The 25,837-nt window shown below is 71.2% G+C and carries 18 protein-coding genes; 9 read left to right on the plus strand and 9 right to left on the minus strand.

Annotation, left to right across the window (positions count from 1 at the left end):
* From FV229_RS08190 to FV229_RS08200, 3 genes are all read right to left on the minus strand, one after another.
* On the minus strand, positions 1 to 1,530 hold a 1,530-nt coding region (locus FV229_RS08190), incomplete at its 3' end, for an ABC transporter permease (protein ID WP_147751492.1).
* A complete protein-coding gene (locus FV229_RS08195) occupies positions 1,527 to 2,195 on the minus strand; it encodes an ATP-binding cassette domain-containing protein (protein ID WP_147751493.1) in 669 nt (222 codons plus the stop codon). The genes FV229_RS08190 and FV229_RS08195, both read right to left, overlap by 4 nt.
* A gap of 8 nt (positions 2,196 to 2,203) precedes the next feature.
* Positions 2,204 to 3,085 carry a putative selenate ABC transporter substrate-binding protein gene (locus FV229_RS08200; protein ID WP_147751494.1) on the minus strand — a complete coding sequence of 294 codons (882 nt, stop codon included), beginning with the start codon at positions 3,083 to 3,085 and terminating at the stop codon, positions 2,204 to 2,206.
* Between the two features lie 424 nt (positions 3,086 to 3,509).
* On the opposite strand from FV229_RS08200, the gene FV229_RS08205 reads away from it, so the two are divergent.
* Positions 3,510 to 3,725, plus strand: coding sequence for a hypothetical protein (locus FV229_RS08205; RefSeq protein WP_147751495.1), 216 nt, complete (start codon positions 3,510 to 3,512; stop codon positions 3,723 to 3,725).
* 148 nt (positions 3,726 to 3,873) lie between these two features.
* Here FV229_RS08205 and pgl read toward each other — a convergent pair whose 3' ends face one another.
* The 6 genes from pgl to FV229_RS08235 form a co-directional block, all read right to left on the minus strand.
* Entirely contained in the window at positions 3,874 to 4,602 is a 729-nt protein-coding gene (gene pgl, locus FV229_RS08210) for a 6-phosphogluconolactonase (protein WP_147751515.1), read from the minus strand.
* A complete protein-coding gene (gene gnd, locus FV229_RS08215; protein ID WP_147751496.1) occupies positions 4,602 to 5,582 on the minus strand; it encodes a phosphogluconate dehydrogenase (NAD(+)-dependent, decarboxylating) in 981 nt (326 codons plus the stop codon). The genes pgl and gnd overlap by 1 nt, the downstream gene beginning before the upstream one ends.
* A 102-nt stretch (positions 5,583 to 5,684) precedes the next feature.
* Positions 5,685 to 8,534 carry a bifunctional transaldolase/phosoglucose isomerase gene (locus tag FV229_RS08220; protein ID WP_147751497.1) on the minus strand — a complete coding sequence of 950 codons (2,850 nt, stop codon included), beginning with the start codon at positions 8,532 to 8,534 and terminating at the stop codon, positions 5,685 to 5,687.
* 162 nt (positions 8,535 to 8,696) lie between these two features.
* The gene (gene tkt, locus FV229_RS08225) at positions 8,697 to 10,790 is read right to left on the minus strand and encodes a transketolase (RefSeq protein WP_147751498.1); all 2,094 of its coding nucleotides are present in this window, start codon (positions 10,788 to 10,790) and stop codon (positions 8,697 to 8,699) included.
* 22 nt (positions 10,791 to 10,812) lie between these two features.
* Complete coding sequence (locus tag FV229_RS08230) at positions 10,813 to 12,690, minus strand: glycoside hydrolase family 15 protein (protein ID WP_147751499.1); 1,878 nt, start codon at positions 12,688 to 12,690, stop codon at positions 10,813 to 10,815.
* Between the two features lie 177 nt (positions 12,691 to 12,867).
* The gene (locus FV229_RS08235) at positions 12,868 to 13,437 is read right to left on the minus strand and encodes a hypothetical protein (protein ID WP_147751500.1); all 570 of its coding nucleotides are present in this window, start codon (positions 13,435 to 13,437) and stop codon (positions 12,868 to 12,870) included.
* Between the two features lie 301 nt (positions 13,438 to 13,738).
* On the opposite strand from FV229_RS08235, the gene FV229_RS08240 reads away from it, so the two are divergent.
* The 8 genes from FV229_RS08240 to FV229_RS08275 all read left to right on the plus strand — a co-directional run bounded on the left by FV229_RS08240 (position 13,739) and on the right by FV229_RS08275 (position 25,834).
* Positions 13,739 to 14,326 carry an ANTAR domain-containing protein gene (locus FV229_RS08240; RefSeq protein ID WP_147751501.1) on the plus strand — a complete coding sequence of 196 codons (588 nt, stop codon included), beginning with the start codon at positions 13,739 to 13,741 and terminating at the stop codon, positions 14,324 to 14,326.
* Positions 14,327 to 14,360: 34 nt separating this feature from the next.
* Entirely contained in the window at positions 14,361 to 15,377 is a 1,017-nt protein-coding gene (locus FV229_RS08245) for a CmpA/NrtA family ABC transporter substrate-binding protein (RefSeq protein WP_147751502.1), read from the plus strand.
* 657 nt (positions 15,378 to 16,034) lie between these two features.
* Positions 16,035 to 17,309 (plus strand): FAD-dependent oxidoreductase, encoded by a 1,275-nt coding sequence (locus FV229_RS08250; RefSeq protein ID WP_147751503.1) that lies wholly within the window; start codon positions 16,035 to 16,037, stop codon positions 17,307 to 17,309.
* Between the two features lie 33 nt (positions 17,310 to 17,342).
* Positions 17,343 to 19,127, plus strand: a complete 1,785-nt coding sequence (locus tag FV229_RS08255) for a NirA family protein (RefSeq protein ID WP_147751504.1) — start codon at positions 17,343 to 17,345, stop codon at positions 19,125 to 19,127.
* Positions 19,124 to 20,728: a sulfite reductase subunit alpha gene (locus tag FV229_RS08260; RefSeq protein WP_147751505.1), complete on the plus strand. Its 1,605-nt coding sequence runs from the start codon at positions 19,124 to 19,126 to the stop codon at positions 20,726 to 20,728. The genes FV229_RS08255 and FV229_RS08260 overlap by 4 nt, the downstream gene beginning before the upstream one ends.
* A 134-nt stretch (positions 20,729 to 20,862) precedes the next feature.
* Entirely contained in the window at positions 20,863 to 23,550 is a 2,688-nt protein-coding gene (locus FV229_RS08265; protein WP_147751506.1) for a nitrate reductase, read from the plus strand.
* 44 nt (positions 23,551 to 23,594) lie between these two features.
* Positions 23,595 to 25,073: a siroheme synthase CysG gene (gene cysG / locus FV229_RS08270; protein WP_147751507.1), complete on the plus strand. Its 1,479-nt coding sequence runs from the start codon at positions 23,595 to 23,597 to the stop codon at positions 25,071 to 25,073.
* A gap of 179 nt (positions 25,074 to 25,252) precedes the next feature.
* Entirely contained in the window at positions 25,253 to 25,834 is a 582-nt protein-coding gene (locus FV229_RS08275; protein ID WP_147751508.1) for an SCO family protein, read from the plus strand.
* Positions 25,835 to 25,837: the final 3 nt, after the last annotated feature.

A 25,837-nucleotide genomic window follows, 5' to 3' on the forward strand; every position in this document is an offset into this window, starting at 1 on the left:
GGGCAAGACGGGGGCGGGCGCCTTCACCGGGTCGGCGAGGCGCGTCGGCAGGGTGTCGAGGCGCAGGGCCTTGCGCAGGGCCCGCGAGCCGGCGTCGACGGCGATCGTCAGCGCGGCGGTGGCCGCGATCAGCACCGTGGCGACGTCGAGGCGCAACTCCGAGATCGCGGCGTCGACGTGGAAGCCCAGCGTCGCGACGCCCAGGATGCCGAAGATCGCGCTCTCGCGCAGGATCAGCTCCCAGCGGTAGAGCAGGTAGGCGAGGAACTGCCCGTAGAGCCGCGGCACGGTCTCGTAGGCGTAGAGGTTCAGGCCCGTCGGCGCGTCGGCGCGGTAGGGCAGGGCGTCGGCGTGGCGCCCCATCAGGTAGCCGACGATGCCGGCATTGTGGATCGTCAGCGCCAGGATCGCCGGCAGCATCGAGGGGCCGAGGGTCTGCAGCAGCACGTAGGCGAGCATGTATTCCGGCGTCGAGCGCAAGACCACGAGGAGCACCCGCCCCGCGGGCGCACCGAACCGGCCGGAAAAGCGCCGCGACACCAGCGGGAACAGGACGAGGGCGCCGAGCGCGGTGGCGACCAGCGCGATCTGCGCCAGCACCAGCGTCTGCACCGCGCCGGGCAGGATCTGGCCGGTCAGGATCGGCGCGAACCAGGCCCAGAGCCGGGGCAGGGTGGCGGGATCGAGGAGGCTCGCGTTGCGCAAGGGGGCGGGGACGACGTCGTGGGTGAGGAAGCGGACGAGGCTGGCGCCGACGTTGGTGGTGCCGACGGTGGCCGGCAGCGCCAGCGCGCTCGCCGCGATCAGCACCGGCACCGTGTTCGCCCGCACCCAGAGCCGGCGCGAGCCGATCAGCGCGTAGAACACCAGCAGCAGCGCGCCGGCCTCGGCGTAGCGCCCCTGGCGGAAGGCGGATTCGAGGTAGAACCCCATGGTCGGCAGGCCGATGAAGCCGAGCACCAGGGTCGAGCGCATGGCGCATTCGAAGCGGTAGAGGGTGTAGTGCCGGAACGCGCCCGCGACCTCCGGCAGGCGGGCGTAGAGGAAGGCCGAGACGGCGCCGGTGCCCGCGGGCAGCACCCGGAGCGCCGACAGGTCGGCCTCCTCGATGATCTCCGAGTAGACCTTCGCGCAGATGCCGGCATAGGGCAGGGCGATGGCCAGGATGCCGGTGGTGGCCGAAAGCCCGAACACCTGCATCAGCAGCAGGGCCCAGAACAGCTCGTGCACCGCGCGCAGGCCGGCGCAGAGGAGGCGGACCGCGCGGAACCGCGCAAAGGGAATCGCCAGCAGGAAGCCGGCGCCGGCGCCCAACGTCACGCCGAGCACCGCGAAGGCGACCGTGTAGACGACGCTCCAGCCCTCCACCGAGAGCAGGTCGGGCCGCAACAGGCCGGCGAGCAGCCGCCGCAGGTCGGCCCAGGGGTTCAGGCTGGTGACGTGGAGGTCGGCCAGGGACAAGGCGGCGAGCGCGGCCCCCGCGAACCACAGGCTGGTCGCGGCGTAGCCCGGGCGTTGAAGCCCGATCACGCCGCCGCCTGGTAGAACGGGCTCAGCGCCGCCGCGTCGAGGCTGCGGGCGGGCGCGTCGAGGACGATGCGGCCGGCCTCCAGCACCACGATCCGGTCGGTGTGGGCGAGCGCGAGCGCCACGTCGTGGAGGGCCACCACCAGGGTCTCGTGGCCGCGGGCCATCTCGGCGAGCACGGCCGCGCCCTGCATCCGGTCCAGCGCCGAGACCGGCTCGTCGCCGACCAGGATCGGCCGGCCGTTGTAGAGCGCGCGGGCGACCGAGACCCGCTGCTGCTGCCCGCCCGACAGCGCGCCGGCCTTCTCGCGGATCTTCTCGGCCAGGCCGACCCGGGCCAGCACCGCGCGGACTTCGGCGAGGTCGGCGGCGGCCGGGCGCACCAGGGTGCGAAGGTTGTGCAGGGTCGAGCGGCGGTCGAGGCGGCCCATGTAGACGTTGTGGAACACCGACAGGGTCCGCACGAGGGCCGCCGCCTGCGGCACCAGCGCGACCCGCTCCGGGCTCTGCGCCTGAATCAGGCCGATCAGCGTCGACTTGCCCGCCCCCGAGCGCCCCAGCAGCGCGACCCGCTCGCCCGGATAAATCGTCAGGTCGATGCCGGCGAGCACCGGGCGCCCGTCGTAGGCGGCGCCCGCATCCACGAGCCGGATCGCAGGGTCTGCCATCGTGCCGGTCAGTCGAGCAGGCCGGTGGACTGCCCCACCGCGATCAGCGGCGCGTAGGCGGCGTTGTCGACGGGGATGAATTTCGAGCGGCCGAACGGCTCCAGGATCGCCGGATCGGCGATGCCGACGAGCGCCGCCTTCAGCTTCGCGGTGAAGCCGTCGCCGTAGATCGCGTCCACGTCGCCGCGCACCGTCCACTGGTAGTCGGGGAAGGTCGGGCTCTCCCAGATCACCGTGACGGCCTTGGGGTCGACCTTGCCGGCCTTGGCGTCGAGGTCCCAGACCGAATAGTCGACCGCGCCGACCGCGAAGGCCCCCGACTGGACGAGCTGGATCGTCCGGCTGTGGTCGCCCGAGAAGCCCACCGTCGGGAAGACCTGCTCGGGGGTCTTGCCCGGAAAGGCCTGCCGGATGAAGTATTCGGGCATCAGGCGGCCCGAGGTCGAGGCGCGCGAGCCGAAGGTGAAGCTCTTGCCGGCGATGTCCTTCGGGAAGTCCTTCGACGGCTGAAGCCCGGTCTTCACGTTAGCGATCAGGTAGGTCTTGAAGGCGGCGTCCTCCGCGCCTTGCGCGATCGCCTGGGAGCCCGGCACCGCCTTGCGCGCCTGCACGCCGGTGAAGCCGCCGAACCAGGCGAGCTGCACCTGCCCGTTGGTGAAGGCGGTGACGGCGGCCGGATAGTTCTTCACCGGGATGTACGTCACCGGTACGCCGAGCTTGGCTTCGAGGTAGCGCGCGACCTTGCCGAAGCGCTCGACCAGGCGGCTCTCGTCCTGGTCCGGGATGCCGGTGAACACGAAGGCGGGCTTGGCGGCTTGCGCCGAGGCCGTCCCCGCCGCGGGCAGGGCGGCGAGCACCGCCAGGATCAGCGTCCGAAATCCGTCGCGCATGCTTCGTCCCCGCTCCCCGTCGACCGCCTCGGCCCTGGGCCGCCATCCGCATCGGTGACCGGCCCTCATCGGTGTCCTGCCCTCATCGGTATCCTGCCCTAGAGCATTTTCGAGCGCGGTGGATACCGGCTCGCGTGCAGAAAAAGCGGCCACGCAGGCGGTTAGGGCATGGGCCGGTCACGCCGTGGATGCGGTGGCGGCGCCGCACCGGTCGTCCTCCGCCGTGCCGACCCGCCCGGCCCGACGCCTGGCCCCGCAGGGTCGAAGGCCACGCCTTCGACCGCGGCGGGAGACACGGGCGGGAGACACGGGCGGGAGACACGGACGGCAGGCACGGGCGGCAGGATGGTACGATCAACGGGAACCCGGCCCTCCGAACGCCGTTCGAGCAGGGCAACGAACGATCACGGACGAAAAAATCACCATGAAGAAGATCCTCCTCGGCGCGACCCTGGCCATCGGCCTGCTCGCCGGCACGAACATGCCGAGCCAGGCGGCCCCCGGCGACGGCCTCTCCCGCAACGCCGCGGCGACCGGCAACAGCACCTTCGCCGGCCAGCATCGGATGGCCCGCCGCGGCAGCATGATGGCGCGCCCGCACATGATGCGCCGTCACCGTCATCACCGCCGCCATCGCTGACCAGATCGCCGCCGCCGGATTCGATGACGGCTCCGGCGGCGTCATACCAAATCCGGTCGATCTCTTCGGGATGGCGGATTTGGGCTTCGCTCATGCGCCGCGCGGGCTTGCCTGATACGGCCTCCGCTTCGATCGAGCGGAGGCCGTATCAGGCGGCGGCCGCCTCATCGAGCAGCCATTCGATCCGCCCCCGGCTCGTCACCCGGCCCGCCGGCAGGTCCTCGCGGGCGGCGAGCCGCCGGAGCGCCTCGCGCTTGCCCGCGCCGCCCACCAGGAACAGGATCAGGGCGGAGGAGGCGATCGCCTTGAAGGTCAGCGTCACCCGCGGCACGAACGGCGCCAGGCCGGCCTCCGGCACGGGCGCCACGAGGGCGTCCGTCACGGACAGGGCGGGCTTGCCGGGAAACAACGAGGCGGTGTGGCCGTCCTCGCCGAGGCCGAGCAGGACGCAGTCGAACAGCGGACGGGCGGGGTCGAGCCGGTCGGCGCCATAGAACGCGAGGAGCGTGCGGGAGTAGGCTTCGGCCGCCGCCTCCGGCCCGAGGTCGGTCGGGATGAAGTGCAGGTGCGCGGCCGGCAAAGCCGTGCCGTGGCCGAAGGCCTCGCGCACCATGCGGACGTTGCTGTCGGCATGGTCCCACGGCACGGCGCGGTCGTCGCCGAAGAACCAGTGGACCCGGTCCCAGGGCACGCGGCCGACATGGTCCGGCCCGGCGAGCAGGGCGTAGAGGCGCTTGGGCGTCGATCCGCCGGACAGCGCGATCGCGATCCGCTCGGATCGCGAGGCCTCGCAGACCGCGATCAGGCGCTCGGCCGCCTCGCGGGCCACCGCGTCGGCATCGGGAAGGACCACGGCGTCGGGCGGCAGCGCGCCCATCATGACTTTTTGGGCTCCTGGTGGCCGCCGAACCCCTTGCGCATCGCCGACAGCATCTTGTCGGCGTAGGAGGCGTCCTCGCGCGAGCGGAACCGGCGGTAGAGCGCGTTCGAGAGCACGGTGGCCGGCACGGATTCCTCGATCGCCGCGTTGATCGTCCAGCGGCCCTCGCCGGAATCCTCGACGTAGCCGGAATAGTCCTCCAGCTTCTCGTCGGTCGCCAGCGCGCTCGCCGTGAGGTCGAGGAGCCAGGACGAGACCACGCTGCCGCGGCGCCAGACCTCGGCGATGTCGCCGAGGTTGAGGTCGAACCGGCGCTCGGGGGGCAGCGCCTCGCTGTCGGCGTGCTTGAGGATGTCGAAGCCCTCAGCATAGGCCTGCATCAGGCCGTACTCGATGCCGTTGTGGATCATCTTGACGAAGTGGCCCGCCCCGCTCGGGCCGGCATGGATGTAGCCCTGCTCGGCGCGGGGGTCGCGGCCGTCGCGCCCCGGCGTCTTCGGGATGTCGCCGATCCCCGGCGCGAGCGTCGCGAAGACCGGGTCGAGGCGATCGACGGCCGCCTTGTCGCCGCCGATCATCATGCAGTAGCCGCGCTCCAGCCCCCAGACGCCGCCGGAGGTGCCGACGTCGACGTAGTGGATGTTCCGGTCCTTGAGCTCGCCTGCGCGGCGCACGTCGTCGCCGTAGAACGAGTTGCCGCCGTCGATGATCACGTCGTCGGCCTGCATCAGGCCGGACAGCGCCTTCACCGTGGCTTCCGTGATCGCGCCCGCCGGCAGCATCACCCAGGCGGCCCGCGGGACGTCGAGCTTGGAGACGAAGTCCTCCAGGCTGTCGGCGCCGACCGCGCCGGCCTCGACCAGCGCCTTCACCGCCTCCGGGTTCTGGTCGAAGACCACCGCCGTGTGCCCGTCGCGCAGGAGGCGCCGGACGATGTTGCCGCCCATCCGGCCGAGGCCGATCATCCCGAGCTGCATGTTTGGCACTCCTCTGAGGCTCTGTGAGGCTCTGTCGGTGGCGGCCCGCCGCACCCGGCTGCGCCCGCGAGGGGCCCCGGGCGCGGCGATCCGTCGTGAGGCTTAGCCCGCCGCGGCGGTCAGGGCCGCGGCGATCCGCTTCAGGCCGGCCGGGACGTCGCCGCCCTTGATGTGGACCCGCAGCGCCCGGCGTCCGCGCTCGGCGAGGACCGACAGGTCGCCGCGCGCCTGCGCCGCGACCACGGTGCCGAAGCCGAGCTTGCGCCCCGGGATCGCGAGGTCCTCGGCGGGGTCGGCGGTGATCTGCACGAACACGCCGGTGTCGGGGCCGCCCTTGTAGGCCTGGCCCGTCGAGTGGAGGAAGCGTGGCCCGAATTCCAGGCAGGTCGCCACGTGCCGCGCGTCGCGGATCGCCAAGCGGGCCTGCTGCAGGACGGCGTGGTTCGCCTCGTTCCGCGGCACGTAGGCGAGGAGCGCCAGGTAGTCGCCGGCCTTGAGCCGGGCGACCTGCGCCTTCAGCCCGGCCTCCAGCCCGTCGGCCGCCTCCGGCAGCGCGCCGGAATTGGCCGGGTCGGCGTAGAGGGCGATGGTCTCGTCCTCGAACACCGGCGTCTCGGGCGGCAGCGCTCCGCTCGCCTCGGCGGCCTCGAACAGCTTCTTCGTCTCGATCTTGCTCGCCTCGACGTCGGGCTGGTCGAACGGGTTGATGCCGAGCAGCGCGCCGGCCACCGCGGTCGCCATCTCGAAGCGGAAGAACTCCTGCGGAAGCTGCTCCACCGTGTCGAGGGTGATGCGCACCACCGGATGGCCCTCGCGCTCCAGGCCGCGCAGGGTCTCGTCCTGGCGCTCGTCGGCATGGCCGTCGAGGCGCAGGTAGACGAAGAGGCGGTCGTGGCCGTAGGCGGCCGGCACGTCGACCGGCTCGCCGTCGATCGGGATCAGGCCCTTGCCCTGCTTGCCGGTCGACTCCGCGATCAGCTGCTCGGCCCAACCGCCGAAGCTGGCGATCCCCGGGGAGGCGACGATCGTCACCTTGTCGCGACCCGCCAGACCAGCGGTGCCCATCGCGGCGCCCAGCAGCACGCCGGGGTTCTCGGTCGGCGGCACCGCCGGGCCGCAGGAGCGGACCATGATCCGCGCCCGCTCCAGGAAGTCCGTCACGTCGATGCCGACGCAGGCCGCCGGCACCAGCCCGAAGGCCGAGAGCACGGAGTAGCGCCCGCCGATCTGCGGCACGCCGTAGAAGATCTGCCGGAAGCCGTCGGCCTTGGCCGCCTTCTCCATCGCCGAGCCGGGATCGGTGACTGCGAGGAAGTGCTCGCCCGCCCGCTCGCCGACGACCGCCTTCATCCGCGCCAGGAAGTAGTCGCGAAACACGTTCGGCTCCAAGGTCGAGCCGGACTTCGAGGCGACGACGAACAGCGTGCGCGGCAGGTCGAGGGTGGCCTCGAGCGCGCGGACCTCGTCGGGATTGGTGGAATCGAGGATCGAGAGCTTCGGGAAGCCGTCGCGGTTGCCGTAGGTCAGGCCGAGCACTTCGGGGCCGAGGCTCGACCCGCCCATGCCGAGCACGACGACGTCGGCGAAGCCCTGCCCCTGAACCCAGGCCGAGAGCGCGGCGTAATCCTGCGCCTTCTCCAGCTCGTCCTCGACGATGCGGAGCCAGCCGAGCCACCGATCCTCGTCGGCGCCCGACCAGACCGTGGTGTCGTGCGCCCACAGGCGGCGGATCGCACCGCTCGCGCGCCAGGCCTCGACCGCCTTGCCGGTCTCGGCGGCCAGCGCGTCGCCGAGCTTCAGGCTCTGGACGTTCAGGCGATGGCCGAGCAGCGCCACGCGCTTGCCGGCGACCGCGCCGAGCAGCTTGTCGGCGGCGTCGACGAAGAGCTGCACGCCCTCCTCGACCAGCTGCTTGGCCATCGCGTCGATGTCGATGCCGGCCTCAGCCAGGCGCGCCATCACGGCTTCCGCCCCGGCCACGTCCTCCTCGATCGCGTTGCGCACCGCGCCATGGTCGCGGAACGCGTCCATCGTGGCCGGCGGCATGGTGTTGACGGTGTTCGGGCCGATCAGCTCCTCGACGTAGAGCACGTCGCGGTAGGCCTTGTTCTTGGTGCCCGTGGAGGCCCAGAGCAGCCGCTGCGCCTTGGCGCCCTTCTCGGCCAGCGCCGTCCACTTGCTGTCCGCGAACACCGCCTTGTAGCGCTGGTAGGCGAGCTTGGCGTTGGCGATCGCGACCTTGCCCTTGAGGGCTTCGAGGGCGGCCTTCCGCTCGGGGTCGGCTTCCGCCGCGGCCTTCTCGTCGAGCAGCTTGTCGGCCAGCACGTCGATGCGGCTGATGAAGAAGCTCGCCACGCTCGCGATCCGCGAGACGTCGCCGCCGTTCCTCGCGCGCTCCGCGAGGCCGTCGACGAAGGCGCGGGCGACCTTCTCGTACTCGCCCTGCGAGAACAGCAGGGTGACGTTGATCGAGATGCCTTCCGCCGTGAGCTGGCGGATCGCCGGGATGCCCTCCGGGGTCGCGGGCACCTTCACCATCAGGTTGTCGCGCGCCACGGCCTTGTGGAGCCTGCGAGCCTCCTCCAGCGTGTCCTCGGTCTGCAGGGCGAGGTAGGGCGAGACCTCGAGGCTGACGTAGCCGTCTGCGCCGTCGGACGCCTCGTAGACCGGGCGCAGCACGTCGGCCGCCGCCTGGATGTCGGCGATGGCCAAGCCCTCGTAGAGGTCGATGACGCGGCTGTCGCCCTGCTCCATCACGCTCTTGAGGCTGGCATCGTACTCGTCGGAATGGCCGATGGCCTTCTCGAAGATCGAGGGGTTGGAGGTCACGCCGCGCAGGCCGTCGTTCTCGACCAGCGCCTTGAGCTCGCCCTTGGCGACGAAGCCGCGGGCGACGAAGTCGAGCCAGACCGCCTGATCCTGTTCGGCGTGCAGGGCCTTGAGCGCGTTCATGTCGATGCCTCGCAAAGTCGTCGGTCTCGGTTCGTCGTGTCGTCGACCCCCCGCTCGGGAGATCAACCCGCGGACCCAGGCCTTGGCTCCGGCGTGGAGCGCAGGCCTGGGTCGCGATGCCCAGGACTCGTGCTTGTACGCGTGCCTGTCTCAGTGCTTGTCTCAGTGCTTGGCGTTGTGATCGTTCTTGTGCTTCGCGATCTGGTCTCGCGCCGCCAGCAGCACCTTCTCCGGCGTGAACCCGAACTTGGCCTGCAGGTCCTTGATCGGCGCCGAGGAGCCGAAGGTGTGCATCCCGATGATCGTGCCGGCCGAGCCCGCATAGCGGTCCCAGCCGATCACCGAGCCCTGCTCGACGGCGACGCGGGCCAGCACGGCCGGCGGCAGCACGCTCTCGCGATAGGCCTCGTCCTGGCGCTCGAACAGGTCCCAGGACGGCATCGAGACGACGCGCGCCGCCACGCCCTCGGCCTTCAGGCTCTCGTAGGCCTGGAGGCAGAGCTGCACCTCGGAGCCGGAGCCGATCAGGATCACCTCCGGCGTCGCGTCGCCGCCCGCGAGCACGTAGCCGCCCTTGGCGACGCCCGACGCGCTGGCGAAGGTCGTGCGGTCGATGGTCGGCAGCGGCTGGCGCGAGAGGGCGAGCACCGCCGGCTGGTTCCGCAGCGAGAAGATCACGCGGTAGGCTTCCGCGACCTCGTTGGCGTCGGCGGGGCGCAGGGTCACGAGGCCGGGGATGCAGCGCAGGCTCAGGAGCTGCTCCACCGGCTGGTGGGTCGGCCCGTCCTCGCCGACGCCGATGGAGTCGTGCGTGAAGATGTGGAAGACCGGCAACTCCATCAAAGAAGCCAGCCGCACCGCCGGGCGCATGTAGTCGACGAAGACCAGGAAAGTCGCGCCGTAGGCCCTGAGGCCCGAGAGCCCGAGCCCGTTCACGATCGAGCCCATGGCGTGCTCGCGCACGCCGAAGTGGATGTTGCGGCCGCCCGGCTCGAACGGGGTGAGCGAGCCCGCCCCCTCGAAGGTGAGGTTCGACTTGTTCGAGGGCGCCAGATCCGCTGAGCCGCCGAGCATGAACGGCACGTGCTGGGCGATGGCGTTCAACACCTTTCCGGAGGATTCGCGGGTCGCGAGCCCCTTGGCGTCGGGCTCGAACACCGGGATGTCCCGGTCCCAGCCCTCGGGCAGGCGGCCCTCGAAGAAGGCGTCGAGGGTCTCGGCGTGCTCGGGGTCGGCGTCCTTGGCGGCCGTCAGGAAGCCCTGCCACTGGTCGTAGAGCTCGGCGCCGCGCTTGCCGATGTTGTCGGAAAAGTTCTGCTGCACGCCGTCGGGCACCAGGAACTGCGCGTCCTCCGGCCAGCCGTAGGCGCGCTTGGCGCCCTTGGCCTCGTCCTCGCCGAGCGCGTCCGAGTGGGCCTTCGACGTGTTCTGCTTCTTCGGCGCGCCGAAGCCGATGATCGAGTTGACGATGATGATCGTCGGCCGGTCGCTCGACTGCAGGAAGGTCTCGATCGCACCCGAGATCGAATGCACGTCGTTGGCGTCGGCGACGCGCAGCACCTGCCAGCCGTAGGCGAGGAACCGGGTCGCGACCTCTTCGCCGAAGGCCAGTTCGGTGTGGCCCTCGATGGTGATGGTGTTGTTGTCGTAGATCCAGCACAGGTTCGACAGGCGCAGGTGCCCGGCGATCGAGGCGGCCTCGGAGGCGACGCCCTCCATCAGGTCGCCGTCCGAGCAGATCGCGTAGACGTTGTAGTCGAACAGCGGCAGCTCGGGCCGGTTCAGGTGCTCACCGAGGTAGCGGCCGCCCATCGCCATGCCGACGGAGTTCGCCACGCCCTGGCCGAGGGGCCCTGTGGTGGTCTCGACGCCGGTGGTGAAGTGGTATTCCGGGTGGCCCGGCGTGCGGCTGTCGAGCTGGCGGAAATTCTTGATGTCCTCGAGCGTCACGGCCGGCGCGTTGCCGCCGTCCTTTTCCGCCACGCCTGCAAGGTGCAGCAGCCCGTAGAGTAGCATCGAGGCGTGGCCGCAGGACAGAACGAAGCGGTCGCGGTTGGGCCAGTGCGGATGCGCCGGGTCGTAACGGAGATACCGGTTCCACAGGGTGTAGGCCACCGGCGCCAGCGCCATCGGCGCGCCGGCGTGTCCCGAATTGGCCTTCTGCACCGCATCGATCGCCAACGTGCGGATGGTGTCGATCGAGAGCTTGTCGATCTCGGAAAGCGCCGTCTTGGGCGCGGTGTCAGCTCCGCTCATGGTCTCGTCTTTCCCGTTGTCGTCACTGCGGCGCGAGACCGTTCGCGACCGTATGCGGTTCGTGCACACGCAAATCGCGGCCGGCGGGCGCGTTCGAATCGTCCGAGCCGCCCCGCTCCTTCGCAGGCCCTTCGGCCCGGCTGTAATTGAGGATGGTGTTCACGAGCGCAACATGCGTGAACGCCTGCGGGAAGTTGCCGACCAGCCGCCGGGCCTTCCCGTCATACTCCTCGGAGACGAGGCCGAGGTCGTTGCAGATGCCGATCAGGCGCTCGATCAGGGCGCGGGCCTCCGCGCGGCGGCCGAGGCCGATCAGGTTGTCCGCGTACCAGAAGGTGCAGGGCAGGAATGCGCCCTCGTTGCCGGGCAGGCCGTCCGTGGTCTGGCCCCGCGTGTCGTAGCGCAGGATGAAGCCGTCGCGCATCAGGTCTCGGCCGATCGCCTCGACGGTGCCGACCACGCGCGGGTCGTCCTGGGGCAGGAAGCCCATATGGGCGATCAGCAGCAGACTCGCGTCGAGCTTCTTCGAGCCGTAATATTGCACGAAGCTGTTCAACTCCGGATCGAAGCCCTTCTCGCAGACCTCCGCATGGATCTGGTCGCGGATCGCCTTCCAGCGCGCGACCGGCGCGTCAGGGGCGTCGGCTTGTCCCGTATGGCTGCGGATCGCGCGGTCGAAGGCGACCCAGGCCATGACCTTCGAGTGGACGAAGTGCTTGCGCCCGCCGCGCACCTCCCAGATGCCCTCGTCCGGCTCGCTCCAGACCTTCTCCAGGTGGGCGATGATGGCGAGGCCCACGCGCCAGCCGTCCTTGTCTGTCGGCATGCCGCGCATCCGCGCCTGGTAGAGCGCGTCGAACAATTCGCCGTAGACGTCGAGCTGGAACTGCGAGACCGCGGCGTTGCCGACCCGGACCGGCTTCGAGCCCTCGTAACCGGGCAGCCAGTCGAGCTCGATCTCGGGCAGCAGCCGCTCGCCGGCGATGCCGTAGAGGATGTGCGCCTGCTCCGGGTTGCCGGCCACCGCGCGCTGCAGCCAGTCGCGCCAGGCGCGGGCCTCGTCGAGGAAGCCGCCATCCATCAGCGCGAGGAGAGTGAAGGTCGAGTCGCGCAGCCAGCAGAAGCGATAGTCCCAGTTGCGCACGCCGCCAAGGTCCTCCGGCAGCGACGTCGTCGGCGCGGCCACGATCCCGCCCGTCGGCATGTAGATCAGCGCCTTCAGCGTCAGCAGCGAGCGCTTCAGCATCGCGTCCCAGGGCGTGCCGCTGGCGCAGCGGTCGGACCAGTCCCGCCAGAACCGGTCGGTGGCGGCGAGCACCTTGCGCGGCTCGATCGGCGCCGGGTCGTCCTCGTGGCTCGCGCCGTAGCTCAAGGTGAAGGCGACCGCCTCGCCGGCATGCACCGTGAACTCGGAGATCGTGGTCTGCCCATGCCCACGCAGAGGCGCCTTGGTACGCAGGACCGCCTTGTGCGGCCCCGAGATCGCGCGGAGGTCGCCAAGCTCGTTGTGCGAGACCCAGGGGACCGCCGAGCCGTAATCGAAGCGCATCGCGAGATCCATGCGCATCGCCACGCGGCCGTGCAGGCCCTCGACCAGGCGGATCAGGTGCGACCCGTCGCCGACGGGCATGTAGTCGACGACACGCACCTCGCCCTCGCGGGTCTTGTGGTGGGTCTCCAGTACGAGGCTGCCCTCGCGGTAGGCCCAGCGGGTCTCGACGTGGGCGGCCTGCGGCGCGAGGCGCCAGAACCCGTGCTCCTCGGTGCCGAGGAGGGCGGCGAACAGGGCGGAGGCGTCGAAGCGCGGCCAGCACAGCCAGTCGACGCTGCCCTGCCGGCTAATCAGCGCGGCGGTGCGGCCGTCGCCGATCAGCGCGTAGTCCTCGATGCGTGCGGCCATGAAGCGGATCCGTCGCGGCCGGCGACGGGCGCCGTCCGATGCAATGCACCTAGTTCGGCAAAGCGATGCGGTCCAGGGCGCGACGGGCAAAACGGACGCCGCCCAAGACGCTAATCACGGCGCTCGTCACGGTGCGCACGCGGCCGGACGGCCGCAGCGCAGCATGGCGGAAAGCCCTCAGTCCAAACGGTCGACCAGGACCGAAACCGAGCTGCCGAGTGCGGAGGCGCCGGTGCGCAGGTAGGCGGCAGCGTCCCCGACCGCGCGCACGGCCGGGGCGAAGGGCAGGGCGAGGTCCGGCAGCAGGCCGTCGTCGCGCACCTGCGCCTCGGCCTCGACGGGTGAGGGCCGGACGATTTCGGAGAACGGGTCGGGCCGGCGCGGCGGCCCCTCGGCGCAGCGCGGTCCGGAGCAGGCGCGGCGCGGCGTCACGGCCGTCGTCGCGACCCGCGCGACCGGATGCGACGCGGTGCGGATCTCCGGCAGGACGAGGCTCGGCGGGAACTGCGCGAAGGCGATCGCGGCCGGCGGCCGGGGCAGGGCGGCCTCGGCCGGGGCCGCCGCATGGAAGGCGTGGGGCGCGACGGAGGCGGAGGGCGCCGGGACGGCCGGTGCCCGGGCCGGCTCGCGGCACAGGAGCGAGGCCGCCCCGATCACGAGCGCCGTAGCCAGGGTCGGCAGGAAGGGGAGGGAAAGCCGGCCGGAACCGCCGCCGTCCAGGGTCGCGAAGGGGTCTGGCTTCGACATCCGATGCTTCGAACCCCCTAAGACCGTCGCGACGGCATCCCGGATGACCCCAATTTGCGGCGGAAGCTGGACCGTTTCCTTTCCGCTCCGTTGCCCGGAGCGATCCGGCAGGGCGCGAAGGGCGCCCCGCGGAGCGAAAGCCCAAACCCGTGGAGGCAGGCGCCGGCGATCGAGACCGAAGAAAAGAGAGCCGGCACTTTCAAGCGATCGCCCTGGCGATCCGGGGCACGACGCTTGCCTTGCGGGGCAGCCGGCGGCATGCGTCGCCGCGATCCGATTTGTCGCCCAGCACCGGGCCTAGATGTCAGACACTAGCCTCACCGTCGCCGTGATCGATCCGAGCCGGGCGCGTGCCGCGATCCTGGAGGAGGGCCTGCGCGCCGCCGGGATCGGTCGCGTCGTGGTGATGGCAGACACCGCCGACCTGATGGAGCGCGTCGCCGCGCTCGCCCCCGACGTGGTGGTGATCCACCTGGAAAGCCCGAGCCGGGACATCCTGGAGCAGATGTCCGGCGTCGCGCGCCACGTCGAGCGGCCGGTGGCGATGTTCGTGGACCGCTCGGACGCCACGATGATGCAGGCGGCGGTCGACGCGGGAATCTCGGCCTACGTCGTGGACGGCCTGCGCCCCGAGCGGATCAAGCCGATCCTCGACATCGCGATCCTGCGCTTCAACGCGTTCTCGCGCCTGCAGCGGGAGCTCTCGGAGGCGCGCGGCGAGCTCGCCGACCGCAAGCTGATCGAGCGCGCCAAGGGCATCCTCATGAGCATGAAGGGCCTGTCCGAGGACGAGGCCTACAAGCAGCTGCGCAAGAAGGCGATGAACGAGAAGCGGAAGATCGCCGACATCGCGCGGGCGATCGTCACCGCGGCCGACCTGCTCGGATGAGGGCGCCAGTGACTTCGCCGAGGAGGCTTCGCAGATGAGACTTCATCTGGGCTACGTGCCCCTCTGCGACGCAGCCCCCGTGATCGCCGCCCACGAGATGGGCTTCGCCCGCGCCGAGGGACTCGACCTGGAGCTGACCGCCGAGCCGTCCTGGGCGACGCTGCGCGACCGGCTGGCGCTCGGATACCTCGACGCCGCGCACATCCTGGCGCCGCTGGCGTTGGCGAGCGCGCTCGCCCTGTCGGGGCCGCCCTCCGACCTGATCGTGCCGCTGTCGCTCAGCCTGAACGGCAACGCGATCACCCTATCCAACACCCTCTGGGCCACGATGGCGCCGGAGAGCGAGCGCCTCGCCGACGTCGCCGGCGCCTTCGCCCGGATGGCGGGCGCGCGCAGGGAAGCCGGCCGGCCGCTGACGCTGGGCACGGTCCATCCGTTCTCCTCGCACACCTACCAGCTCCGGCTATTCTGCGAGGCCGGCGGACTAGACCCGGCCGCCGTCCGCCTGGTGGCGGTGCCGCCCCAGCACAGCGTCGAAGCCCTGTCGCGCGGGATCGTCGACGGCTTCTGCGCCGGCGCGCCCTGGAACGCGGTGGCGGTCGCGGCCGGACTCGGGCGCATCGCCGCGCTGGGCTGCGAGGTGGCCCCGGACGCGCCCGAGAAGGTGCTCGCCGTCGCGCCGCGGCTCGAGGGCGCGATCCCGCCCCTGGTGCGGGCCGTCGCCCACGCCGGGCGCTGGTGCGCCGACCCGGCCAATCGCACCGAGCTCGCCCACCGCCTCGCGCGGCGGCCCTACCTGAACCTCGACCCCCATCTGATCACCCGCACCTTCGAGGGGACGATCGTCCTCGACGGGCCGGGCCGGGAGCGCGAAGCGCCCGATTACCTGCGCCTCGACGCGGCGGCGCAGGAGCCGCGCGCCGCCCATGTCGGCTGGATCCTGTCGCAGATGCGAGCCGCCGGGCAGATGCCGGCCGATGACCTCCTGCCGGCCGCGGAAGCCGTCTACCGGCCGGACCTCTACGCAGCGGCCGGGCTGTCCCCGGCCTGAGCCCTCCGGACCGCACCGGCACGACGATCGCAACGGAACGTGGACGCCGCGACGCAGTTATGGTTCTGCCATGCCAGGTTGCCGCAAGCTCGACACCGCCTCGTCCAGTCCCGCCTCGCGCGGACGCGTCGATCTTTCGGCCTACGTTCGGCACCGTGGACGCGCGCCGCGGGCGATGAACGACAACCGGCGCGCGAAGGCCGCGCATCCGTGGCGCTGGGTCCTGCTGATCGGCGCGGTTCCCGTCGTCGGCCTGATGGCCGCTCTCGCGACCCTCATCTAGCCTCCGCCGCGGGCCTCGACCCCGCCAAAGCGCATCGCGACCGCCCCCCCTAAGCCGGAGCCGTCGCGTTCGCACATGCCTGCCTGATCAGCGCTCAATAGCCTGATCTTTGTGCAGCGCACGCGTGTGATCGAAAGGCCCGCGAAGGTGCCGTTCGCGTTCCCGGCGACAGCGGGCGAACCGCATCCTCACGAATTGGCACGGAACCTGCTGAGGCCGCCTAACCCGTCAACGACGACGGGCAGCACCGTCAGCGAGGCCGCTGAACCGATGTCTCCTCGCGGGCAGATACGCTCGCCCGAGGTCGATCGGCGGCGGCTTTTTTCGTGGCGGACGTGCCCGCGCAGTTTTTCGAGGACGAGACCCTTCCACCGATGCTCACAGCGCAGACGGATCAGGTTCCAGCGGCGGAGATTCCGCGCGAGAGGCTCGTCGTGGTCGGCAACGGCATGGCCTCGTTGCGCTTCCTCGAACGGCTGACCGAAGGGTCGCCCGGCCGCTACGACGTCACCGTCGTCGGCGCCGAGCCGGTGGCCGCCTACAACCGTGTGCTGCTGTCCTCCCTGCTCGGCGGCGAAGTGGACGAGGCGGCTTGCGCCTTCCGCGGGCTTGACTGGTACGAGAGCCACGGCATCCGCCTGATCACCGGCGCCCCCGCGACGCAAGTCGACCGCGAGAACGCGCTGGTCGTCGTCGGCGAGACCCACGTGCTGCCCTTCGACAAGCTGGTGCTGGCGGTGGGCTCCGTGCCGATCCGCCTGCCCAAGCCCGGGATGGACCTGCCCGGCATCATCACCTTCCGCGACCTCGCGGACGTGTCGGCGATCCGGAAGGCGGCGGTCGAGCACGCCAAGGCCATCGTCATCGGCGGCGGCCTGCTCGGATTGGAGGCCGCGGTCGGGCTGGCGCGGCTCGGCGTCGACACCACCCTGCTCCACGTCATGGACCGGCTGATGGAGCGTCAGCTCGATCATTCCGCCGCCACCCTCGTCCGTCGGGCGATGGAGGCGCGGGGCGTCAAGGTGCTGCTCAAGGCCGACACCGACCGCGTCGAGGGCGACGGCCGGGTCGAGCGCCTGATCCTCGCCGACGGCACGGTGCTGCCGGCCGACCTCGTCGTCATGTCGGTCGGCGTGCGCCCGAACCTCGCCCTGGCGCAGGGCGCAGGGCTCGAGACCGGCCGCGGCATCAAGGTCGACGACCGGATGACCACCTCGGACCCGCGGATCTTCGCGCTCGGCGAATGCGCCGAGCACCGCGGCATGGTCTACGGCCTCGTCGAGCCCGCCTACGAGCACGCCGAGACCCTGAGCCGCCACCTTTCCGGGCAGGAGGCGCGGTATTCCGGCACGGCGCTGTCCACGAGCCTCAAGGTCTCTGGGCTGCCGGTGTTCTCCGCAGGCGTCGTCGACACGTCCGAGACCGCCGAGGCGATCGTGATGAGCGATCCGGGCGCCGGCCTCTACCGCAAGCTCCTGATCGAGCGCGACCGCCTGATCGGCGCGGTCTTCGTCGGCGACATCGGCGAGCAGGCCCGATGCAAGACACTGATCCGCACCGGCGAGCCGGTGGGAGACCAGATCGACGACCTGATGTTCGGGCGCCCCGCGACGGCGGCCGACCCCCTCGCCGAGACCTTGGCCGCGTGAGCAAGGATCTTGGCCGCGTGAAGGAGGCGGACCATGGCTGAAGACTTCAACGCCGAGCAGAAGCGCTACCTCGAAGGCTTCGCCTCTGGCGTGGCCGCCGCCCGGCTGACGGGCGGCCTGGCCATCGGGCAGGGCGGTCCGCCGCCCGAGCCGACCGGGCCGGACGCGATCCACATCAAGGCGCAGGACGCCACGGTGAAGGCCGGCGGCAAGCTCTGCGAGCAGGAGAAATGGAAGCGCGCCGAGAACCCGTTCGAGGGCCACAACCGGCTGAAGGTCGAGGCGGCGACGGGCAAGGCGCCGAAGCCCGAGGACAACTTCCGCTGGCGCTATCACGGCCTGTTCTGGGTCGCCCCGAACCAGACCTCGTTCATGGCCCGCCTGCGCATCCCCAACGGCATCCTGCACCACTGGCAGTTTTCAGGTGTCGCCGACCTCGCCGACGCGCATGGCGGCGGCTTCGTCCACGTGACCACGCGGGCCAACCTCCAGGTGCGCCACATCGCGCCCGAGCACGCCCAGCCCTTCCTCGACGGGCTGGTCGACATCGGGCTGACCGCGCGCGGCTCGGGTGCGGATAACATCCGCAACGTCACCGGCTCGCCCACCGCCGGCATCGATCATCAGGAGCTTCTGGACACCCGCCCGCTCGCCAAGTCCTGGAACAACTGGATCATCAACGACCAGTCGCTCTACGGCCTGCCGCGCAAGTTCAACGTCGCCTTCGACGGCGGCGGCATCGTCGCGGTGCTGGAGGAGACCAACGACATCGGCTTCCAGGCAATCGAGGTGCTGGAGGGCGCGAGCGTCACGCCGGGCGTGTGGATGCGCCTCGTGCTCGGCGGCATCTCCGGCCACCGGGATCTGGCCCGCGACACCGGCATCGTGTTGAAGCCCGAGGATTGCAACAAGGTCTCAGACGCGATCATCCGCGTGTTCATCGAGAACGGCGACCGGACGAACCGCAACAAGAGCCGGATGAAGTACGTCCTCGACGCCTGGGGCTTCGACAAGTACCTCGCCGCGGTCGAAGAGAAGCTCGGATACAAGCTCGACCGGGTCGATCCGGCCCACGTCGTGCCGCGGAAAGCCACCGACCGGTTCGCCCATGTCGGCGTCCACGCCCAGGTGCAGCCCGGCCTCAACTGGATCGGCGTGATCCTGCCGGTGGGCAAGATCATGAGCGATCAGGTCCGCGAGCTCGCGCGGATCGCGCAGGAATGCGGCGACGGGCAGATCCGCATGACGGTCTGGCAGAACCTCCTGTTCTCCGGCGTGCCCGACGTCAAGGTCGCCGAGGTCGAGGCGCGGGTGGCGGCGCTCGGCCTCACCACCAAGGCGGCGGGCATCCGCTCGGGCCTCGTCGCCTGCACCGGCTCGAACGGCTGCAAGTTCGCCGCTGCGGACACTAAGGGCGACGCGATGATCATCGCCGGCCACGTCGAGGCGACGCTCCCCGAGCTCGACGTGCCGGTGAACGTCCACATCACCGGCTGCCACCATTCCTGCGCTCAGCACTACATCGGCGACATCGGCCTGATCGGCGCCAAGGTGGTGGTCTCGGAGGAGGGCGACACCGTTCCGGGCTACGACGTCGTGGTCGGCGGCGGGTTCGCCGAGAACCCGAAGATCGGCACCGGGATCTGGACGGCGATTAAGGCCGAAGACGCGCCGTCACGCGTCGAGGCGCTGCTGCGCACCTACCTCGCCCGCCGCACCGGGCCAGAGGAGAGCTTCCAGACCTTCACGGCGCGAACGGGGCCGGAAGCCCTGCGCGACCTTGCCGAAGAACAGCCAGCCCTCAAGGCAGCCGCATGAGCGAGCACGTCTCCCCCCCCCTCGTCCTCGTTCCCGAGAACGCCCCGTTCTCCGCCGACCAGCGCTCGTGGCTTTCGGGCTACTTCGCCGCCCTCCTCGGCCCGGCGGTCGAGGGCGCCACCGCGATCGGCACGGCCGAGATGCCCGGCGGCCCGAAGCTCGCCGACAACGACGACGCGCCCTGGCACGACCCGTCGATGCCGATCGGCGAGCGCATGGAGATGGCCAAGGCCCGGCCCGAGCCGCAGAAGCTCATGGCGGCGATGGCGCAGCAGGATTGCGGCCAGTGCGGCTACAACTGCGCCGACTACGCCAACGCCATCTTCCTCAAGAGCGAAGCGCGTCTGAACCTCTGTCAGCCCGGCGGCAAGGAGACGCTCCGGATGCTGAAGAAGCTCGACGAGGAGTTCGGCACGGGCGACGCGGCCGCCCCGGCTGCGGCCGCAGGCGAGGCGGCGGCGGCGGACAAGCCCGTCGACCTCGGCCCGCTGGGCTATTGCCGCGAGAACCCGGTCGAGGCGATCTTCCTCGGCCGGCGCCGGCTCAACGAGCCAGGCGGCGAGAAGGAGACGTGGCACGTCGAGTTCGACCTTAGGGACACGCCGATCACCTACGAGGCCGGCGACTCGCTCGGCCTCTTCCCCGCCAACGCGCCGGCGCTCGCCGACGCGGTGATCGCCGAGCTCGGCGCCCGCCCCGAGCGGGTGATCGGCGGCAAGACGCTCCGCGACCGGCTGATCGCCGACTACTCGCTCGGCGCCGCCCCCGACGGTCTCTACCAGCTGCTCTCGCTGCTGACCTCGGGCGAAGCCCGCCGCAAGGCCAAGGCGCTCTCGGCCGGCGAGGACCCGGACGGCGACGCCGCCTACCTCGACGTGCTCGGCGCGCTCCACAAGTTCCCCGGCGCGCGCCCCGACGCCGAGGTGTTCCTCGAATCCCTCGACGAGCTGCAGCCGCGGCTCTACTCGATCTCGTCCTCGCCGAAGATGGATGCGGGCAAAGTCTCGCTAACGGTGGACGCGGTGCGCTACAACCACCGCTCGCGCCTCCGGCTCGGCGTCGCCTCGACGCATCTGGGCGAGCGCATGCCCGAGCAGACCCGGGCCAAGATCTACCTGCAGAAGGCACACGGCTTCGCGCTCCCCGCAGACCTTTCCACCGACGTGATCATGTGCGGCCCCGGTACCGGCATCGCCCCGTTCCGAGCCTTCCTGCGCGAGCGCGCGGCGACGCAGGCACCGGGGCGCAACTGGCTGTTCTACGGCCACCAGCGCCAGGCGAGCGACTTCTTCTACAAGGACGAGCTCACCCGGATGCGCGACGACAAGGTGCTCACCCGCCTGTCGCTGGCCTGGTCGCGCGACGGCACCGAGAAGACCTACGTCCAGGACCGCATGCGCGAGACCGGCGCCGACCTGTGGAAGTGGCTGGAGGGCGGCGCCCACTTCTACGTCTGCGGCGACGCCAAGCGCATGGCCAAGGACGTGGAGCGCGCGATCATCGACGTGGCCGCCCAGCACGGCGGCAAGTCGCCCGACGAGGCGGTGGCTTATCTCGGCACCCTGAAGAAGGCCGGTCGCTACCAGGCCGACGTGTACTGAGCGGCGACGGTTCTTCCCTTCCCCCCTCTGCGGGGGAGGAAGACTCCGCAAATGCCCGGCCCGACTCTTGCTGCCCTCCGCCGCGCCGGCCGACGTCAAAACCACCAAGACGTCGAAACCACGAGGACCTTGCCATGACCGTGCACGTGCCGGAGCCCAAGGTCTCGAGCCAGGCTGCAGCGGTTCGGACCACCTGCCCCTATTGCGGGGTCGGCTGCGGCGTGATCGCGACGCCGGACGGGACGGGCGGCGCCGGGATCGCCGGGGACACCGCGCATCCGGCCAATTTCGGCCGCCTGTGCTCCAAGGGCTCGGCGCTCGGCGAGACGCTGGGCCTGGAGAACCGCCTGCTGCATCCGCACGTCGACGGCGTGCGGGCGTCTTGGGAATCGGCGCTGGGCACGGTCGCCGGCGCCTTCCGCCGCACGGCCGAGAAGCACGGGCCGGACGCGATCGCCTTCTACCTCTCCGGGCAATTGCTCACCGAGGATTACTACGTCGCCAACAAGCTCGCGAAGGGCTTCATCGGCACGCCGCACGTCGACACCAACTCGCGCCTGTGCATGTCGAGCGCGGTCGCCGCGCACCGCCGCGCCTTCGGCTCCGACACCGTGCCCGGCTGCTACGAGGACCTCGACGAGGCCGACGTGATCGTGCTGGTCGGCTCCAACACCGCCTGGTGCCATCCGATCCTATTCCGCCGGATGGTGGACGCGCGCACGGCGCGCGGCACCAGGCTGATCGTGGTCGACCCGCGCCGGACCGAGACCGCCGAGGAGGCCGACCTGTTCCTCGGCCTCCGGCCCGGCACCGACAGCGCCCTGTTCTCGGGGCTGCTGGTGCATCTCGACCGGGTCGGCGCCTGCGACGCCCGCTTCGTGGCCGACCACACCTCCGGCTACGACGGCGCGCTCGAGCGGGCGCGCGCCATCGCGCCGACGCCGGCCGCCACCGCCGCGGCGACCGGCCTGTCGGAGGCGGACGTGTCCGCCTTCTTCGACCTGTTCGCCGGCACGAATCGCGTCGTCACCGCCTTCTCGCAAGGGGCCAACCAGTCGGCACAGGGCACCGACAAGGGCAACGCCATCATCAACTGCCACCTCGCCACCGGCCGCATCGGGCAGCCGGGGGCGGGGCCGTTCTCGCTCACCGGCCAGCCCAACGCCATGGGCGGGCGCGAGGTCGGGGGCTTGGCCAACATGCTGGCCGCCCACATGCACTTCGCACCCGAGGAGGTCGACAAGGTCCGCCGCTTCTGGAACGCGCCGAACCTCATCACCGGCGAGGGGATGAAGGCGGTGGCTTTGTTCGACGCGATCGCACGCGGCAAGATCAAGGCGCTCTGGGTGATGGGGACCAACCCGCTGGTCTCGATGCCGCAGGCCGACGTGATCAAGGACGCCCTGAAGGGCATCGACCTGCTCGTCGTCTCAGAGGTGATGGCCGATTCCGACACCGCCCGCGCGACGGCCAAGAAGACCGTGCTGTTGCCGGCCCTCGCCTGGGGCGAGAAGGACGGCACCGTCACGAATTCCGAGCGCCGGATCACGCGCCAGCGCCGCTTCCTCAAGGCGCCGGGCGAAGCGCGGCCGGACTGGGCGGTGCTCGCCGACGTCGGGCGCCGCCTCGGCCACGGCGCCGCCTTTGGCTTCACCTCGGCGGCGGCGGTGTTCCGCCAGCATGCTGCGCTGTCGGCCTTCGAGAACAACGGCACCCGCGACTTCGACATCGGCGCACTCGCCGACATCGGCGACGCCGCCTACGAGACGAACCTGCCGGTGCAGTGGCCCCTGACGAAGCGCGGCGGCACGAAGGCGCGGCTGTTTTCGGACGGACGCTTCTTCACCTTCGACAAGCGCGCCCGCTTTGTCGCGGTGCAGGCGCCGGCGCTGGCCCAGGCCACGAGCGAAACGATGCCGTTCGTGCTGAACACCGGGCGCGTGCGCGACCACTGGCACACGATGACGCGGACAGGGAAGAGCCAGCGGCTCTCGGCCCACCGCCCGGTGCCCTTCGTCCAGGTCCACCCCCGCGACGCCACCGCCGCGAATCTCGCCGAGGGCGGCCTCGCTCGGGTCTCGACCGCGCACGGCGCGGCCGAGCTGGAGGTGATCGTCACCGAGGCGGTGGCGCCCGGCACCCTGTTCATGCCGATGCACTGGAACGATTCGAACGCCTCGATGGCCCGCGTCGGGGCGCTGGTCCGGGGCGTGCCCGATCCGCTTTCGGGCCAGCCTGAGCTGAAGGCAACGCCGGCGGCGATCGCGGCGGCCTCTTACCGTTCGCGGGGCTTTCTGCTCAGCCGCGACCCGGTGACGACGCCGGCCGGGTGGTGGTGGGCGCGGGCGGCGATCGGCGGCGGCTCGGGCCTGCAATTCGCCACGCGGGAGGGATCGCGGGAGGCCATGCTGCTGATGCGCGGCCTGTTCCAGGGGCTGGAGCTCGCCGAATACGCCGACCACGCCCGCGGCCGCTACCGCTGCGCGGTCTACGACGGCAAGCGCCTCGTCGCCTGCCTCGCGCTCGGTCCCGAGGCGGGCCGGCCCGACTGGGAGGCGGCCAAGGCCCTGTTCGCGGAGGCGGTGCCCGGCGCGGCCGAGCGCCGCGCCCTGCTCTCGGGCCGCGCCGCCACCGCCGGCGCGGGACCGGTGGTCTGCGCCTGCCACGGGGTCGGGCTCGACGTCATCACGGCGGCCATCACGGGCGGCGCGGGCTCCGTCGAGGCGGTGGGCGCGGCCTGCAAGGCCGGCACGAATTGCGGCTCGTGCATCCCTGAGATCCGCAAGCTGCTGCCCGAGGCGCTTGCGCGCGACGCCGCGTAGCATCAGGTTCGTCCGTGACCCAGACGAGATCCAAGCCGACCCTCATGAGCACGCCCCGCCAGCCGCGCGAGACCCGCGCCGGCCTCGAACCCCTCGCCGTCCTCCCGGTCTTCGTGCCGCTGCAGGGCAAGCGCGCGGTGCTGGCCGGCTCGAACGGCGGCGCGCCCTGGAAGGTGAAGCTGCTCGCCGCCGCCGGCGCCCACGTCGACGTCTACGCGGCGGAGCCGAGCGAAGAGATGCGAAGCGTGCCGGGCGAGGTCGTCGCCGGCAGCGTGACCCTACACGAGCGCGCCTGGGCGCCGGACGACTTGTGGGGCTCGGCCTTCTGCATCGGCGCGATGGAGGACGAGGCCGAGTGCGTTGCCTTCGTCGCCGCCGCGCGCGGCACCGGCGCCATCGTCAACGCCGTCGACCGGCCGCATCTCTGCGACGTGAAGTTCGGCGCCATCGTCAACCGGTCGCCCTTGGTGGTCGGCATCTCGACGGAAGGCGCGGTGCCGGTCTTCGGGCAGACCGTGCGGGCGCGCATCGAAGCGATGCTGCCGCGCGGGTTTTCGCGCTGGGTCGCTGCGGCGCGGGACTGGCGCGAGGGTGTCATCGCGCGCTTCCACGGCTTTGCCGAGCGCCGCGGCTTCTGGGAACGGTTCTCGGATCTGGCCTTCGCCGAGCCGGACCGGGCGCCGACGGACGCGGACCTCGAACGGCTGCTCGCGCAGACCGAATCCGCGCCCAAGGGCGGGGCGGTGACGCTCGTCGGCGCCGGGCCGGGCGACGCCGAGCTGCTGACGTTGAAGGCGCTGCGTTCCTTACGCAACGCCGACGTGATCCTCTACGATGACCTCGTCGCCCCCGAGATCCTGGATTACGCCCGCCGCGAGGCGCGCACGATGCTGGTGGGCAAGACCGGCCATGGGCCGTCCTGCCGCCAGGACGACATCAACGCGCTGATGGTCTCGCTCGCCAAGTCCGGCAAGCAGGTGGTGCGCCTCAAGTCCGGCGACCCGCTGATCTTCGGCCGCGCCGGCGAGGAGATCGAGGCCTGCCGGCAGGCCGGCATCCCCGTCGCCGTGGTGCCGGGGATCAGCGCGGCGCAGGGTGCGGCGGCCTCCCTCGGCGTCTCGCTCACCCACCGCGACGCGGCGCGCCGCCTGCAATACGTCACCGGGCACGACCGCCGCGGCGCGCTGCCAGACGACCTGAACTGGGGGGCGCTGGCCGACCCCTCGGTCACCACCGTGGTCTACATGCCCAAGCGCACCCTGCGGGTGCTGCTGGAGCGCGCAGTCGCCGAAGGCCTCGCGCCCGCGACGCCGGCGCTCCTGACCTTCAACGCCACCCGCCCCGATCAGCAGGTTGTGACGGGCACGGCCTTCGACCTTGCCGACCGCGCGGACGCGGCAGGCCTGGACGGTCCGGCGATCCTGATGGTCGGCGAAGCCCTGCGTCATACCAAGGCCTCGACGGCCCGCGACGACGTGGCCTTGCCGACGCCGTTCGAGGCGGCGGGCTCCGTCGCGTCCTGACCGCGCCGGTCGAGGCGGCGCACGGTCGGCGATCAGTTGGCGCGCCGGCGTCCGGGCGGACGACCGGGGCGACGGACACCGAGGCCTGAGGCAAAGCGCCGGGGCCTTTCAAGTGCCCCGACCTTGCCACCCGCTCCCGCCCATGCTGTTCCAGCGGCCTTCGCGAGAAGGTCACCTCCATGCGCCGCGCCCTCCTGCCCATCATCGCCTTCGTGCTCGGCTTCGTCGGGCTCACGGCCGCGGCCGTGTTCACGCTGATGCCGGAACGGACGGAGGTAGCGGCTTCAAGCGTCGGCGGGCCGTTCACGCTAGTGGATCAGGACGGGAAGGCGGTCACCGAGGCCGACTTCGCCGGCGCGACGCACCTCGTGTTCTTCGGCTTCACTCACTGCCCCGACATCTGCCCGACGACCCTGCAGCAGATCTCGGACGTGCTGGCGGCGCTCGGGCCGAAGGCCAAGGCAATGAAGGTCGCCTTCATCACCGTCGACCCGGAGCGGGACACGCCGGCGAGCCTCAAGGCCTACCTGTCGAGCTTCGATCCGCGGATCACCGGGCTCACCGGCAGCCCGGCCCAGGTGGCGGCGGCTGTGAAGGCTTATCGCGCCTACAGCCGCAAGGTGCCCGGCAGGGACGGCGACTACACGATGGAGCACACCGCCCTGGTCTACGTGATGGACGGCAAGAACCGCTTCCTCGGCGCGCTCAACCTGATGCGCCCGGCCGACGAGACGGCGGCGGAACTGGCCAAGCGGATCTGATCG

This window comes from Methylobacterium sp. WL120, from assembly GCF_008039465.1.
Taxonomy (GTDB): Bacteria; Pseudomonadota; Alphaproteobacteria; order Rhizobiales; family Beijerinckiaceae; genus Methylobacterium; species Methylobacterium cerastii.